Raw genomic sequence first — 14,569 nt, 5'->3', positions numbered from 1 at the left:
GGCCCGGCGCCCCTCGGAACACCGGATCAGGAGTCGAACCCGAGGCCCATCCTGTCGAGCGTGCGCAGCCACAGGTTGCGCCTGCCCTGATGCTGGTCGGCCTGCGCGATCGACCACCGGGTGAACTGGATCACCCCCGACCGGACCGGCTCGGGCGGGAACGGCATCGGCTTCTCCTTGACCATCCGCAGCTCGGTCCGCTCGGTGGCCTCTCCCGACAGCAGGTCCAGCATCACGTTCGCGCCGAACCTGGTGGCCCCGACGCCCATGCCGGTGTAGCCCACGGCGTAGGCCAGCCGGCCGCCGTGCGCCGTGCCGTAGAAGGCGCTGAAGCGGCTGCAGGTGTCGATCACGCCGCCCCAGCGGTGCGTGAAGCGCACCTGGGAGAGCTGCGGGAAGGTGGTGGCGAAGTGCTCGGCGAGCTTGACGAAGGTCTCGTCGCGCTGCTCGTACTCCGGCTTGACCAGGCCGCCGTTGTAGTAGACCGCGTCGTAGCCGCCCCACAGGATGCGGTTGTCGTCCGTCAGCCGGTAGTAGTGGAACTGGTTGCCCGAGTCGCCGACGCCCTGCCGGTTGTGCCAGCCCACCTCGGCGAGCTGGGCCGCGGTCAGCGGCTCGGTCATCAGGGCGTAGTCGTACACCGGGACGACGAAGTGCTTGAGCCTGCGCAGCAGGGGCGGGAAGACCCCCGTGCCCAGCGCCACCCGGCGCCCCGTCACCGACCCGTACGGGGTCCGCAGGGTGATCGTCGTGCCGTCGTCGCGCAGCGAACGCACCGGGCTGCGCTCGAAGACCCGTACGCCGAGCCGCAGGCACGCCTCGCGCAACCCCCAGGCCAGCCGCGCCGGGTCCAGCATGGCGCAGCCGCTGCGTTCCCAGAGGCCGCCCAGGTAGGTCGGCGAGTTGACCTCGGCCCGCACCTGCCGCTCGTCCATCGGCACGTAGTCGAGCCCAAGTTCGGAGATCAGGTCCAGGTGTTCGCTCAGCGAGTCGAGCTGCCACGGCTCGGTGGCCACGTGCAGCTCGCCGGTGCGCTCGAAGGAGCAGTCGATGCCGTGCCGCTCCAGCGTGCGCTCGATCTCGTCGAGGTTGTCCACGCCCATGCGTTCGAGGCGGCCGATGTCCTCCGGCCACCGTTCCAGGCCGTTGGCCAGGCCATGGGTGAGCGTCGCCATGCAGAACCCGCCGTTGCGGCCGGTCGCCGCCCAGCCGATCCTGCGCCCTTCGAGCAGGACCACGTCCAGCGAAGGGTCACGTTCCTTGGCCATCAGGGCCGTCCACAGCCCCGAGAAGCCTCCGCCGACGACGACCAGGTCGGCGTCGGTGTTTCCGATGAGCCGCGCGCGCGGCTCGGGTCTGGCCGGGCTGTCCAGCCAGTACGGCTTGCGCTCCGCGTCAGCCAGCGCCTTCAGCGGATCCACAAATCCCACTTCCCTACGAAAGTCTTAGATGTTCTTTGATGATTGCGGGATCCAAAAGCATGATGTGATCACGCGCGGGTTCCCCCCGCCGAAATCCGATCTCGCCTCCCTGTTCTTGGTCGGAATACACCGATCCCCCCGCCGGATCGCGGGGGGAGAGCCTGTTGGAGCAGATCCTAGGCGCGGCGTCTGGCGGCCACCGCGTTCGCCACGGCGATCAGGACACCGATCCCGAAGATGAGCGTACCCATCACGTTGACCTGCGGCGGAATGCCGGTCTTCACCGCGCCCACGATCCACAGCGGGAACGTGACGGTCGAGCCGTTGACGAAGCTCGTCACCACGTAGTCGTCGATCGACAGCGCGAAGGAGAGCATCGCGCCCGCGAGCACGCCCGGCATGATCGAGGGCAGGGTCACCTGCCGGAACGTGCCCCAGGCGGTCGCGCCGAGGTCCTTGGCCGCCTCCTCCAGCGACGGGTCGAGCGTGATGACCCGCGCCCTGACCGTCACCACCACGAAGGAGAGCGAGAACAGCACGTGCGCGACGATGATCGTGTTGCCGTCGCGCGGCACGTTGCCCGAGACGAACAGCGACAGCAGCGAGGCCCCCATCACCAGCTCCGGCGTGGAGATGGCGGCGAAGACCAGGAAGTTCGTGGCGCCGAGGCCGCGGAAGCGGTGGCGGCCGACGGCCAGGCCCAGCATCGTCCCGATGACTACCGTGATCACGGTGCTGACCAGCGCGATCACGATCGAGTTGCGCAGCGCCGTGGTCAGGTCGGAGATCTCGAAGAGCTCGCCGTACCACTTGAGGGTGAAGCCCTGCCAGCTCGTGTTCGACTTGCTCTTCTTGTCGTTGAAGCCGAACAGGATCATGACGGCGATCGGCGACGACAGCCACAGGATGACGAGCCAGGTGTAGACGTGCAGCAGGCGGTCGCCGAACCTGCCCCGCGCGCCCCTGTTCATCGCTCGCTCACCGCTGCTCATCGGGCCGCCGCCTCAAGGACGTTCTCGGTGCCGAGCGCGCGGGCGTAGATGAAGATGCCCACCAGCAGGATCGCCATCAGCGTGAACGACAGCGCCGAGGCGGTCGGGTAGTCGAGGTTGGTCAGGTACTCGGTCTGGATGATGTTGCCGATCATGGTGTTGGCCGTGCCGCCGAGGATCTGCGCGTTGACCGGGTCGGCCGTCGCGGGCACGAACGTCATCAGCACCCCGGCGAAGACGCCCGGCAGCGACAGCGGCAGCACCACCCGGCGGAAGGCCCCGGCGCGGGTGGCGTACAGGTCCTGGGCCGCCTCGACCACCCGCGGATCGACCCGTTCCAGGGCCACGTAGATCGGCAGGATCATGAACGGCAGGAAGTTGTACGTGAGCCCGCCCACCACGGCCACGGTCGTGGCCAGCACGTGGAAGCCCTCGGGCAGCACCCCCCAGCCCTTCAGCGTCCCGAACAGGATGCCGTTGTCGGCGAGCAGGAAGTTCCACGAGATCGTCCGCAGCACGAACGACACGAAGAAGGGCAGCAGCAGCAGGAAGAGGTACACCGACTTGCGGCTGCCGCCTCTGAAGGCGATCCAGTACGCCACCGGGTAGCCGATCACCAGCATCGCCACGGTGGCCAGGCCGCCGTACAGGAGCGAGCGCAGCAACTGGTCGCTGTACCTGCCGAGCGCGTCGCCGTAGTTGGAGAAGCTGAACGTCATCGCATAGCCGTCGATGGCATTGCCCGTCTGGAGCGAGACCGACGCCATCGCCACCATGGGCACGACCAGGAAGATCGCCAGCCACAGCCAGCTCGGCAGGGCGAGCAGGTAGGGGGTGAGCCGTTTCATGGCTATGCCTGGGTGATCGACTGGAAGATGGAGTTGAACACCTGCTCCTGCTGCGTGGTCAGGGTGGTGTACGTGCGCAGCTTGGCGTAGTCGGCCGCCGAGGGGAACATGAGCGGGCTGTCCACCATGTCCTCCAGGGCCTTCTTGTCCTCGCCCTTGGCCGTCGCGGCCTTCTCGCGCAGCAGGTCCTGGACGGCCGGGACCGGGGTGACGAACTGGATGAACTCATCCAGTTCGGCGGCCACCGCGGGCTGGTACAGGTAGTCCATGAGCGTGAGGGCGTCCACGGGGTTGGCCGCGCCCTTGGGGATGAGCATGTTGTCGGTCCAGATCGTGCCACCCTCCTCGGGCACCACGAACTTGACCGGCTCGCCGGCGAGCTGCCGCTGGAAGATGTCGCCCGACCACGCCATGGTCAGCCACACGTCGCCCTTGGAGACCGCGTCGATGTAGCTCTGGTCGTAATATTTCCGGACGATTCCCGCGTCGCGCTGCTGCTTGAGCTTCTCCCCGGCCTTCTTCCAGTCGGCCTCGGTCGACTTCTCCGGATCGACGCCCAGCGCGAACATGCCGAAGTTGCCGATCTCCTGCGCGTCGGCCATCATCCCGACCCGCCCCTTGTACTTGGGGTCGAACAGGGCCTCGATGCTGGTGATGTCGTCCTTGACGTACTTGGTGTTGTACGCGATGCCGGTCACGCCCGAGGAGTAGGGCATCGTGTACTGGTTGCCCTGGTCGTAGGCGCGTTCCTTGTACTTGTCACCGGCGTTGGCCAGGAAGTTCGGCATCCGGCTGTGGTCGAGCGGGACGATGTAGCCGAGCTCGACCATGTGCTGGAGCTGGACGCCGTTGGTCATCACGATGATGTCGTAACCGAGCGGCTGGCCGGCGCGGAGCACGGGGTCGGCCTTGCCGAAGAACTCCGCGTTCTCCTGGATGACCTCCTTGTACTCCACGGAGATCCCGGTGGTCTGGGTGAACTTCTTCAGCGGGGCCTGGTCCTCGGGCATGTACTCGGGCCAGTTGGCGAAGACGAGCTTGCCGTGCTTGCTCTGCTTGGACCAGTAGTCCTGGACGGCGTCGGCCTTCGGAGGGGCGGCCTTCTTGCCCTGGACGCCACAGGCGGCGAGCGCGAGGCCGGCGGCGGACAGGCCGGTGACGCGGAAGAAGTCTCGGCGGGTGCGGGGCTGGGTCATGCCCCTGAGGAGGGCGGGGGTGATCTGGGGGGGGTTCATGGGGTGCTATCAACTTCCAATCACGTAAGAGTGCTGCGCCTCCCACGACAGCCACACGGAGTCGCCCCGCTCCGCGGTCGCCGTCGCGTCATGCGCGTTCTGCTCAAATACGGTCATCTCGGCCCCGTCGGCGAGCTGCACCGCGTAGCTGTTGGAGGTGCCCAGGTAGACCATCTCCGTGACGGTCCCGGGGACGGCGCTCAGCCCGCGCCCCGGCTCGTCCGCGCAGATCGTGATCTTCTCGGGGCGGACGGTCACCGTCACGTCGCCCTCGCGTCCCGGCACCAGCACCCGGCCGCCGCCGATCTCCAGCACCCCGCCGGTCACCGTCCCGGTGATCAGGTTGGAGGTGCCGATGAACCCCGCCACGAACGCGGTGCCCGGCCGTTCGTAGATCTCCCGCGGGCTCGCGAGCTGCTCGACCAGCCCGTCGTTCATCACGGCGATCCTGTCGCTCATGGTCAGCGCCTCGTTCTGGTCGTGCGTCACGTACACGAACGTGATGCCGACCTCGCGCTGGATGCGCTTGAGCTCGATCTGCATGGCCTGGCGCAGCTTGAGGTCGAGCGCGCCCAGCGGCTCGTCGAGCAGGAGCGCCCGCGGCCGGTTGACCAGCGCGCGGGCCAGCGCCACCCGCTGCTGCTGGCCGCCGGACATCTCCCGCGGCCGGCGCTTCTCCCGGCCCGCCAGGTCGACGATCTCCAGCATCTCGCCGACCCGGCGCCGGATCTCCTCCTGCGGCGTCTTGCGCTGCTTCAGGCCGAACGCCACGTTGTCCCACACGCTCATGTGCGGGAACAGGGCGTAGGACTGGAAGACCATGTTGACGTCGCGCTTGTTCGGCGGGACGTTCGTGACGTCCTTGCCGTGCAGCCTCACGAGCCCTTTGGTGGGCTCCTCGAAGCCGGCGATCATCCTCATGGTCGTGGTCTTGCCGCATCCGGACGGGCCGAGGAGGGAGAAGAACTCCCCCTCGGCGATGTCCAGCGACACACCTTTGACCGCCTGGACGACCTCGCCGTGCGAGAGGTACTCCTTGACGACGTCCTCAAGCTGAATCGCGGATAGCTCGGTCATGTCCAGGGCTCGTCCTTATTCGCCGATGTAGTGCATGACGTGCTTGACCCTGGTGTAGTCGTGCAGACCGAACACCGACAGGTCCTTGCCGTACCCGGAGTGCTTGAAGCCGCCGTGCGGCATCTCCGAGACGAACGGGATGTGCGTGTTGACCCAGACCACGCCGAAGTCGAGGCGGTTCGACATGCGCATGGCGCGGCCGTGGTCGGAGGTCCACACCGAGCTGGACAGGCCGTATCTGACGTCGTTGGCCTTGGCCAGCGCGTCGGCCTCGTCGGTGAACGTCTGGACGGTGATGACGGGGCCGAAGACCTCGTTCTGCACCATCTCGTCGTCCTGGCGCAGGCCGTCCACGACGGTCGGGGCGAAGAAGTACCCCTTGTCGCCGACACGGTGACCGCCGGTGAGCACCTTGGCGTGGCCGGGGACCCGGTCCATGAAGCCCTGGACCCTGGCGAGCTGGTTCTCGTTGTTGAGCGGGCCGTAGAGCGCTTCCTCGTTGGCCAGGTCGCCGGTCACGGTGGCGGCGGCGGCCTCGCTCAGCGCGGCCACGAACTCGTCGTGCACGCTCTCCTGGACGAGCACGCGGCAGGCCGCGGTGCAGTCCTGGCCGGCGTTGTAGAGACCGGCGGTGGCGATGTCGGCGGCGGCCTTGGCGAGGTCCTTGACGTCCTCGAAGACCACGACCGGCGCCTTGCCGCCGAGCTCCAGGTGCACCCGCTTGAGGTCGTCGGCGGCGCTCTTGGCCACCGCCATGCCCGCGCCGACCGACCCGGTGATCGCCACCATGGCGGCGGTCGGGTGGCCCACGACGAGGGCGCCGGTCTCGCGGTCGCCGGTGACGACGTTGAAGACGCCGGGCGGCAGCACCGAGCCGACGATCTCGGCCAGCTTGAGCGTGGAGGCCGGGGTGGTGTCCGACGGCTTGAGCACGATCGTGTTCCCGGCGGCCAGCGCCGGGGCGATCTTCCACACGGCCATCATCATCGGGTAGTTCCAGGGGGTGACCTGGCCGACGACGCCGATGGGCTCGTGCCTGATGACGCTGGTGTGCTCGGCGAGGAACTCCCCGGCCGTGGGCCCCTCCAGCGTGCGCGCGGCGCCGGCGAAGAAGCGGAAGTGGTCCGAGGCGACCGGAGTCTCGTCCTCGGCCATGCGGGCGCGCGGCTTGCCGGTGTTGAGGCACTCGGCCTCGTTGATCTCGTCGGCCCGCGCGTCGATCGCGTCGGCGACCTTGAGCAGCAGGTTCGCCCGCTCACCGGGGGTGGTCCGACCCCAGGACTCGAACGCGGCGGCCGCCGCGGCGTACGCCGCGTCGACGTCCTCGACGCCGGAGACAGGGGCCTGGAGGTAGGCCTCTCCCGTGCACGGGTCGATGATGTCGGAGAACCGGCCGCTCTGGGCGTCCACGAACTCACCGTTGATGAAGTTCTGCAGACGGGTGGTCAATGCACGACCTCCTCGTTGAGGTGGCTGAGATGCCGCGACTCTTACAGAGCAGATGCATCTGGACAAGGGATTTCGTGGTGAAGATATCAAATTGCTACGAATTCGCTTGACACACCGCCAAGAACTGACAACATGTCGCACCAGGACGGCAATCGAGCGGGAACGCCCCCGTAACGCCGGACCGCTAGGAGGATTCCTCTGACATGACGACGCCGCCCCGCGTACGACGAAACAACGCCAGTTCCGGGCCCGTCGTGCTCGACGATCTCTCCAAGCAGATCATCGAGCAGCTCCAGTCCGACGGGCGCATGCCGTACGCCGCGATCGGCAAGGCCGTCGGGCTCTCCGAGGCCGCGGTCCGTCAGCGCGTCCAGCGGTTGCAGGACGCCGGGGTGATGCAGATCGTCGCGGTCACCGACCCCCTCACCCTCGGGTTCCCCCGCCAGGCGATGATCGGCGTCAACTGCGAGGGCGACCTGGAGTCGGTGGCCGACGAGCTGTCGGCCATCGAGGAGATCGACTACGTGGTGCTCACGGCGGGCTCCTTCGATGTGATCGTCGAGGTGGTCTGCGAGGGCGACGGGCACCTGCTGGAGATCCTCAGCAAGATCCGCGCCATCCCCGCCGTCCGGGCCACGGAGTCGTTCGTGTACCTGAAGCTGCGCAAGCAGTCGTACTCCTGGGGCACGCGCTAACCGATCCGCGCCACGGCCCGTACGGGCGCGCCGTCGGCGCCGTCGAGGCGCAGCGGCATCATCCAGACCTCGATCGGCCTTCCCCCGGCCTGGGCGTCGAGCAGCCGGTCGAGGCCGGTCAGGTTCTCCGCGATCACGGCGTGCGCCCCGCACAGGACGCGGTGGGCGGGGAAGTCGTCGGCCGGCGTCGGGTCGACGCTCAGCGCGTCGATGCCGACCGTGCGCACGCCCCGCCCGGCCAGCAGCGCGGCGGCCTCCTCGGTGAGGTAGGGGTGGCCCAGGTAGGACTCGCTGCCCCAGTGGGCCGACCAGCCGGTGGCGACCAGCACGATCGGCGCGTCCCCGCCGGGGGGCCAGGCCAGGCCGTCGAGGAGCCCGGCCCCGATCGGGGACCGGGGCGCGAGCCCCCTGGCGTCCGCCACCACGGCGGGCCCGGCGAAGCGGGACAGCGGCAGCTCGCCGAGCGCCGGCAGCGCGTCGTCGATGTGGAAGGGCGCGTCGACGTGGGTGCCCGACTGTGAGCCGAGGTGCAGGCCCAGCACGTTGACGCCGTCGCGGGCGACGGTGAGCGCGGGGGCGGCCGAGACCTCGGGATCGCCCGGGTAGACGGGCATCCCGGTCTCGACGGGCACCGACAGGTCGACGAGTTCCATCACGCCATCGATTCTGCCGCGTCCACGATGGGCAGGATCGGCGTGTCGGCCGAGCGCACCAGGCGCGGGCCCCGCGGGCCGTACACCTCGCGCGGTTCGGGGAAGAGCGCGAGCAGCGTCAGGTACAGCACGGCGGCGACCGCGAGGCCCAGCGGCAGCGAGATGTCGTCCAGCGCGGCGTTCGCTGAGGTCTGGCTGGCCGTGCGGGCCGCCCGCCGGCTCGGCCTGTGCTGAGCCCCCGGTTCAGCGGAGCTGGACGGTGGCGATCTCCCATGCCTTCAGCGGCAGCCTGAGCGTGCCCTCCTCCGTCTCCAGCGGCTCGCCGGGGCTGCCGGTCAGCCCGGCCCGCCTGGCCCTGGTGAAGGCACCCCGCACCACGGCCTCGGTGTCCGACGCGGTGAGCGCCACCAGGCGCAGCTCGTGCCAGTCGTCGCGGCGGCGCAGCGAGGTCATCGTCACGCCCTGGCCGGACACCGACAGCCCGGCCTCCGCCGGGGGCTGCGGCAGGTCGCGATCACCCGTGCCGGGCACGACCAGCAGGTCGTGCCGGAACCTCTCCGCCTCCGGCGGCACCTCCCGCCAGTCCATGTACGGCATCAGCGCCAGCGACACGGTGTACGGCCCGCGTGACTGCGCGGCCGGGGTCGGGAGCTGCGGACCGGCCGGCTCGGGGCGCAACGCGTTGTGGTTGCGCGACAGGTAGCCGACCGAGCGGAGCAGCGTGAGCGCCAGCTCGTAGCCGTCGTCCAGCAGCTCGTACTCGGTGACGTGCTCCAGCAGCGCGGCCACGCCGCCGGCGGCCACCCAGCCGGAGGCGGGGAAGGTCGGCAGCGGGGTCTCGCCGCAGCCGCCCTCGCTCTCCAGCCCCCGTCTCACCACCGCGAACTGCCCCTCGGCCAGCGAATGGTCGGCCTGCCTCGGCAGCGGCACGTGCAGCCGCACCCGATGGTCCTCGCACCGGTTGTCGAACGACACCCGCAGCCGTACGAACGGCTCGCCCGCCCGCAGCTCGACCCGCATGGTGACCATGACGTCCTCGGTCGTGCCGGTACGCGCGGGCGGCGGGAGCTCCGGCGTGTGCGCGACGTTCTCCCCTGTCGCCGGCCACAGGTAGAGCCGGGTCACCTCCACGATGCCCACGAGCGGGCCCGTGCTGATGAGCTCCGTGTCGATCGAGATCGGCTCGGACACGACCAGGTCGTCCGCGGGGGGCGCGTGGTTGTAGGTGTCGCCGGCGTCGCCGCCGTCCTCGATGCGGCCCACGCCGGTGATCGTCCGGCCGTCCTTGCCGAACATGCCGATGGTGCCGTCCGGCTCGATCTCGACCCGCAGCAGCCCGTTGTCCAGCACTTTGGTGTCGGCCTTGACGGGCAGGACCCCGGTGTCGGAGCAGAACCAGCAGTCCTGGTGTCGGAGGGCCTTGCGGAATTTCACCGGCGGAGAGGGGTACGTGGCGCCGACCGGGCCGGACCGCAGGTTCGTATGGCCCAGGGCGGGCACCTCGACGAAGGCCGCGACCGTGCGCCGGGGCTCGGCCTCGACGCGGACGTAGCACACGCCGTCGAGCACGCCGCGCAGCTCGGCCTGGTCGAACGGACCGCGCGGCTCGCGGGCCACGGTGAGGACGAGCGTGTCGTCCTGGACCTGCCAGGCGACGATGTGCTGGCCGTACAGCTCGGTGCCGTGCACGTAGGTCAGCACGGTGGCCGGGTCGATCTTCTCGTCCAGCAGGAGCGTCGGCGCGTACCGCATGGTGTGGGCGGGCACCGGGAGGCCGGAGGGGTCCACCAGCACCTCCAGGCCGGGCACGTCGACGATCACCACGCCGCCGCGGGCGGTCGGCGTCGGGTTGACGACGAGCACGCCGTCGGCCGGCACCGCCGCCGCCAGCCGGGCGGTCACCATGTCGCGGACGGCCTGCCCGAGCTGCTCGGCCTCGGCGATGCGGGCGGCGACCTGCTGGGCGGTCTCGTCCACGCCGCAGCCGGTGACCGAGTCGTGGCCACTGGCCTCCACCAGCCGCCGCCAGGCCATGTCGAGGAACCGGCCGGGCCACGGGCCGCCCCAGAGCGTGGCCAGGGGCTCGGCGTAGCGCTCGACCATGCGCTCGGCCCGGCCCATGGCCTGCTTGACGGCGGCCCGGACGGAGATGACGCCGGGCAGGATGTTGGCGCGGGCGTGCGAGCGCAGCTCGCCGGTGACCCGGGGCAGCCCCGCGGTGTCACCCGAGAATTTCCCGATATAGCCGGACAAGGTGTCCATGCGGGCGCCGATGGCCGCCACCATCTCCGGCAGCCCGCGCACGGGGGCCGAATGGTCGGTGCCGTACATGGCCAGCAGCTCGCCCTCGGGGCCGTGCCAGGCCCGCATCGACGCGACGAACTCCGCCGCCCGCTCCTCCAGCCCCTTGACGTCGGCGAACATGTGGGCGCCGTTGCCGTAGCCGCCCTCGGGCAGGTACTGGGTGCGGATCGCCGTGCCGTCGGGGGCCACCCAGGCGAAGGCGTCGGTCGTCACCGACGACGGCACCCCGCGGTAGACGCAGGCGTGCTCCAGCCCGGCCCGCCGCAGGATCTGCGGCATCTGGGCGGTATGACCGAACATGTCCGGCAGGTAGCCCACCCGCATCGCGCCGCCGAGCTCGTCCGCCCCGGCCAGCCCGAGTTCGAGGTTGCGGACGATGTTCTCGCCCGAGCACAGGAACTCGTCCAGCAGGATCTGCCACGGCCCCACCGCCAGCCGCCCGGACGCGACGAGCGCGGCGACGCGGTCCCGGTTCTCCGGGCGGACCTCCAGGTAGTCGTCCACGCAGGCGAGCTGGCCGTCGAGGGTGAAGTGGTAGGCGGGCTCGCTCTCCATGGTGTCGAGCACCTCGTCGAGCAGGTCCACCAGCCGCAGCCTGAAGCGCTGGAAGGGCTCGTACCACTCTCTGTCCCAGTGCGTGTGCGGAACGACCACTATGTCCATGCCGCCGCCTCCCCTCCGATGGGCAGCCGATGCTGGACGGCGTAGCGGGCGGCGATCCGCTGAGCCGTCACGATGTCCTCCAGTGCGCCGCCCGCGTCGGTGATCGGCGGGCTGCCATCGTTCACATAAGCATGGAAGGCCGTCAGTTGTACCTCGAACGCCTCGGTCACCTGACGGTGTTCGGCGCGGGTCTCGGCCCCGGAGACCACGGCGAGGGTGGTGGGCGCGTTCATCAGGTAGGGCGTGGGGAAGACCAGCTCCAGAGTGCCCCCGTCGTGGTGGATCGCGACGGTCTCGCGGTAGGCGGGGTAGCCGTCCAGGTAGTGCCAGCGGATGTGGAACCGGCCCGCCACGGGCAGCGGCCCGGAGATCTCCACGGAACCGGGCGCCGGCCCCCAGCTCTCCACGTACGAGATCTCCTCGGGCGACCCGGTGAAGCACCTGAGCAGCGACAGGTCGTGGCAGATCGACCCCAGGGAGACCGCGTACACGTTGCGCAGCGACTCCGGGGCGGCCTGGCCCAGCGCCCGCGAGACGAGCGCGTCCTCGGCATCGCGCAACGAGCCCAGCACGCCGGGATCGACGTCGCCGGCCCGCGTCAGGTTCGCGAACGCGAGCTGCGACTCCCCGCTCGGATGCAGCACGGTCACCTCGACCGACCGGACGGCCGCCGGCCCGCCCAGCTCGTCCAGCAGCGCGACGGCCCGGCGTACGGCCGGGTCGTACTGCTTCATGTAGCCGACCATCAGCCGCCCCTCGGGCAGCGCCGCCACCTCGGCCCTGGTCAGCGCGAGCGGCTTCTCGCACAGCACGGCGTACCCGGCGGCCAGCGCCCGGCGCACGGTCTCGCCGTGGGAGCCGGAGGCCAGCACGACCACGGCCTCGAAACCGCCGCCGGACAACATCTCCGCCAGGTCGGTGTGCCGCCGGGCCACGCCCAGCCGGTCGCCGACGACGCCGGCCAGCGTGCGCGACAGGTCGCAGACGGCGCTCACCTCGAACAGGTCCCGCCGCCTGGACAGCAGCGGCACGTAGACCGCCTGGGTGACGGCCCCGCACCCGACCAGCGCGATCCTCACAGGCCCAGCTCCCTCAGCCGCTCGCGGTTGGCCGCCTGGTCGGCGACGTTCCGCCCGACCGGACGGCGGCCCGGCATCGTGTCCTGCTCGACCACGATCCAGCCCTCGTAGCCGATGGCGTCGAGCGCCGCCACGACCGCGGGCAGGTCGAGCCCGCCCGCGCCCAGGCGGGTGAAGCCGCCCCTGCCCATCAGCTCGCGCAGGTCGGCGCCGTCGTCGAGAGCCTGGGCGAGGATCTCGGTGTCGCCGTCCTTGACGTGCACGTGCCCGATCCGGCCGGCCCAGGCGCGCAGCGCCGCCACCGGGTCCCCGCCGGCCAGCAGCAGGTGCCCGGTGTCCAGGCAGAGCTGGACGTCGGTCAGCTCCAGGAGGCGCTCGACGTCGCCGGGGGTCTCGACGTAGGTGCCGAGGTGGTGGTGGAAGGCGGGTTCCAGGCCGCGTTCGCGGCAGCGGTCGGCGGCCTCCTGGACGCGGGCGGCGTACCCGGGCCAGTCGGAGGCCGGCAGCCCGGGGACGCTCCCGCCCGGCCTGGCGAACCTCTCGGGCGAGCCCGAGCAGGCCAGCGTGGGCCGGGGCGCGAAGAGCGCGGGCGCCTCGGGCGCGGCGGCGAACACGTCGAGCGCGGCCTCCAGCGCGGGCAGCCCCCGCCGGTACGCCTCGGCGTCGCCGTAACGCAGGTCCACCCAGCCGCCGGCGAGCAGCATGTCGTGCGCCGCCAGCCGGGCGGCCAGGTCGGGGCCGGTGCCGAGAAAGCCGATGGGCCCGGAGTCGATGCCCTCGTAACCGGCCTCCGCCAGCGCGCGGACCATCTCGTCCGGGCCCAGGGGCGGCGGCGCGTCGCTGAGCTCGAACACGCCGAAGCTCACCGGCGCGTTCGCGACTCTCCTCACTCGCATAGGGCGATCACCTCGTTCTCGTAGGTCTCCAGGCGGTGGCGCCCCTCGGCGGCCGGCAGCAGCACCCGCTGGCCGCGGACGGCCTGGCGGGCGCCGCCGGGGCGGACCAGCACCAGGCCGTCGGCGTCGAGCGCGAGCAGTTCGTCGCCCAGCCGGAGCAGCAGCGGCGCGTCCGGCCCGGCCGAGACCGCGGTGCGCCCGGCGCGTACGCCGTCGAGCACCGCGCCCGGCTCCTCGGCCAGCACCCACGTGGTCGGCGCGCCCGGGAGCCCGTCGCTGCCGTGGCGGTGGAAGTCGCTGCCGCCGATCGCCACCACGTCGTCGCGCCAGGCCTCGGCCCAGGCCAGCGGCGCGCCCCAGCGGCGGTCCCACCATCCGGAGCTCCACACCTCGGCCACCCTCGGGCGTTCGGCGACCGGCAGCAGCCAGGCGCAGTCGCCGCCCAGCGGATGGTTGATCGAGATCAGGCCGCCCGCGCGCGCGGCGTGCTCGGCCCAGAAGTCGGCGGGCCGCCGGAAGTCCACCCAGCCGACCTCGCCGAACACGTTGGCGTGGCCGCGGTCGGTGGTGACCTCCTGGCCGGGGATGAGCGTGACGCCGCGGTCGGTCGCGCGCAGCCAGGGGTGGTGGCTGACGGTGTTGTGGTCGGTGACGGCCAGGAAGTCCAGGCCCCGGCCGCGGGCCAGCTCGGCCAGCCCGGCGACGGTGAGCGCGCCGTCGCTGTGGACGGTGTGCGCGTGGAAGTCACCGGCGAACCAGCGCAGCCCGCCGACGTCGGGCACGTCCCTGCGCGGCGGCCGTTCGCCGGGTGGCGGCTCGGCGACGACCGGCTCGGGCGGGGCCGTGCGCAGGGCCGAGACCTCCAGCGTGAAGTCGAGCCCCTGCGGCGGCACGCGGTGCAGCCCGAGCCACACGTGCCAGGTGCCCGGCTCGGGGGCGCCGGGCAGGTAGCCGGGGGTGGCCCATTCACGGGTGATCGTGAACTCGGTGCGCGCCCCTCCCGACCAGCCGCGGAAGCCGCCGGGCGAGCCGCAGCCGAGGTCGAGCACGCCCTGGGAGCGGTCGTGGTCGAGCCGCACGGTGACCGCCTCGGACCCGGCGGGCACCTCGAAGGGCAGCTCGCGCAACGTCCGTTCCAGCCGGTCGTCGAGGCTCCAGTGGCCTTTCACGCCGGTCCGCCCTTGCCTGAGGCGGGGCGGAAGGAGAGCTTGGTGGTGTGCTGTTCGTGGTGGACGCCGTTGGGGACGAACATGAGCG

13 protein-coding genes are annotated in these 14,569 nt (G+C 71.0%); 1 reads left to right on the top strand and 12 read right to left on the bottom strand.

The window, feature by feature from the left end:
• Positions 1-26: 26 nt before the first annotated feature.
• The 6 genes from ACIHAD_RS43910 to ACIHAD_RS43885 all read right to left on the bottom strand — a co-directional run bounded on the left by ACIHAD_RS43910 (position 27) and on the right by ACIHAD_RS43885 (position 7,022).
• On the bottom strand, positions 27-1,421 hold the full coding sequence (locus ACIHAD_RS43910; RefSeq protein ID WP_397360780.1) for an NAD(P)/FAD-dependent oxidoreductase: 1,395 nt from the start codon (positions 1,419-1,421) through the stop codon (positions 27-29).
• Between the two features lie 176 nt (positions 1,422-1,597).
• Positions 1,598-2,392 carry an ABC transporter permease gene (locus tag ACIHAD_RS43905; RefSeq protein WP_397360779.1) on the bottom strand — a complete coding sequence of 265 codons (795 nt, stop codon included), beginning with the start codon at positions 2,390-2,392 and terminating at the stop codon, positions 1,598-1,600.
• A gap of 17 nt (positions 2,393-2,409) precedes the next feature.
• Positions 2,410-3,261 carry an ABC transporter permease gene (locus ACIHAD_RS43900; RefSeq protein ID WP_397360778.1) on the bottom strand — a complete coding sequence of 284 codons (852 nt, stop codon included), beginning with the start codon at positions 3,259-3,261 and terminating at the stop codon, positions 2,410-2,412.
• Positions 3,262-3,263: 2 nt separating this feature from the next.
• A complete protein-coding gene (locus ACIHAD_RS43895) occupies positions 3,264-4,496 on the bottom strand; it encodes a spermidine/putrescine ABC transporter substrate-binding protein (protein ID WP_397360777.1) in 1,233 nt (410 codons plus the stop codon).
• A gap of 9 nt (positions 4,497-4,505) precedes the next feature.
• On the bottom strand, positions 4,506-5,573 hold the full coding sequence (locus ACIHAD_RS43890) for an ABC transporter ATP-binding protein (RefSeq protein ID WP_397360776.1): 1,068 nt from the start codon (positions 5,571-5,573) through the stop codon (positions 4,506-4,508).
• Positions 5,574-5,588: 15 nt separating this feature from the next.
• On the bottom strand, positions 5,589-7,022 hold the full coding sequence (locus tag ACIHAD_RS43885) for a gamma-aminobutyraldehyde dehydrogenase (RefSeq protein ID WP_397360775.1): 1,434 nt from the start codon (positions 7,020-7,022) through the stop codon (positions 5,589-5,591).
• Positions 7,023-7,225: 203 nt separating this feature from the next.
• Between ACIHAD_RS43885 and ACIHAD_RS43880 the strand changes: the two genes are divergently transcribed.
• Complete coding sequence (locus ACIHAD_RS43880) at positions 7,226-7,717, top strand: Lrp/AsnC family transcriptional regulator (protein WP_352322709.1); 492 nt, start codon at positions 7,226-7,228, stop codon at positions 7,715-7,717.
• On the opposite strand, the gene ACIHAD_RS43875 is transcribed toward ACIHAD_RS43880, so the two are convergent.
• From ACIHAD_RS43875 to ACIHAD_RS43850, 6 genes are all read right to left on the bottom strand, one after another.
• A complete protein-coding gene (locus ACIHAD_RS43875; protein ID WP_397360816.1) occupies positions 7,714-8,370 on the bottom strand; it encodes a cyclase family protein in 657 nt (218 codons plus the stop codon). The genes ACIHAD_RS43880 and ACIHAD_RS43875 overlap by 4 nt on opposite strands.
• Positions 8,370-8,501 (bottom strand): hypothetical protein, encoded by a 132-nt coding sequence (locus ACIHAD_RS43870; protein WP_397360774.1) that lies wholly within the window; start codon positions 8,499-8,501, stop codon positions 8,370-8,372. Before ACIHAD_RS43870 ends, ACIHAD_RS43875 begins: the two co-directional genes overlap by 1 nt.
• A 112-nt stretch (positions 8,502-8,613) precedes the next feature.
• Positions 8,614-11,337 (bottom strand): alpha-mannosidase, encoded by a 2,724-nt coding sequence (locus ACIHAD_RS43865; protein WP_397360773.1) that lies wholly within the window; start codon positions 11,335-11,337, stop codon positions 8,614-8,616.
• A complete protein-coding gene (locus ACIHAD_RS43860) occupies positions 11,328-12,416 on the bottom strand; it encodes a Gfo/Idh/MocA family protein (RefSeq protein ID WP_397360772.1) in 1,089 nt (362 codons plus the stop codon). Before ACIHAD_RS43860 ends, ACIHAD_RS43865 begins: the two co-directional genes overlap by 10 nt.
• Positions 12,413-13,312, bottom strand: coding sequence for a TIM barrel protein (locus ACIHAD_RS43855; protein WP_397360771.1), 900 nt, complete (start codon positions 13,310-13,312; stop codon positions 12,413-12,415). Before ACIHAD_RS43855 ends, ACIHAD_RS43860 begins: the two co-directional genes overlap by 4 nt.
• Positions 13,303-14,481: a CehA/McbA family metallohydrolase gene (locus tag ACIHAD_RS43850; protein ID WP_397360770.1), complete on the bottom strand. Its 1,179-nt coding sequence runs from the start codon at positions 14,479-14,481 to the stop codon at positions 13,303-13,305. Before ACIHAD_RS43850 ends, ACIHAD_RS43855 begins: the two co-directional genes overlap by 10 nt.
• Positions 14,482-14,569 lie beyond the last annotated feature (88 nt).

This window comes from Nonomuraea sp. NPDC052265 (assembly GCF_044547985.1).
GTDB lineage: Bacteria > Actinomycetota > Actinomycetes > Streptosporangiales > Streptosporangiaceae > Nonomuraea.
Note: the sequence above shows the minus strand (reverse complement) of the source record. Positions and strands in the feature narration are given on the sequence as shown.

What these genes read in the sequence shown, in the direction of transcription:
- ACIHAD_RS43905 (WP_397360779.1), bottom strand. Translation starts at nt 2,392, where the DNA reads ATGAACAGGGGCGCGCGGGGCAGGTTCGGCGACCGCCTGCTGCACGTC.
- ACIHAD_RS43900 (WP_397360778.1), bottom strand. Translation starts at nt 3,261, where the DNA reads ATGAAACGGCTCACCCCCTACCTGCTCGCCCTGCCGAGCTGGCTGTGG.
- ACIHAD_RS43895 (WP_397360777.1), bottom strand. Translation starts at nt 4,496, where the DNA reads ATGAACCCCCCCCAGATCACCCCCGCCCTCCTCAGGGGCATGACCCAG.
- ACIHAD_RS43890 (WP_397360776.1), bottom strand. Translation starts at nt 5,573, where the DNA reads ATGACCGAGCTATCCGCGATTCAGCTTGAGGACGTCGTCAAGGAGTAC.
- ACIHAD_RS43880 (WP_352322709.1), top strand. Translation starts at nt 7,226, where the DNA reads ATGACGACGCCGCCCCGCGTACGACGAAACAACGCCAGTTCCGGGCCC.
- ACIHAD_RS43875 (WP_397360816.1), bottom strand. Translation starts at nt 8,370, where the DNA reads ATGGAACTCGTCGACCTGTCGGTGCCCGTCGAGACCGGGATGCCCGTC.
- ACIHAD_RS43865 (WP_397360773.1), bottom strand. Translation starts at nt 11,337, where the DNA reads ATGGACATAGTGGTCGTTCCGCACACGCACTGGGACAGAGAGTGGTAC.
- ACIHAD_RS43855 (WP_397360771.1), bottom strand. Translation starts at nt 13,312, where the DNA reads ATGCGAGTGAGGAGAGTCGCGAACGCGCCGGTGAGCTTCGGCGTGTTC.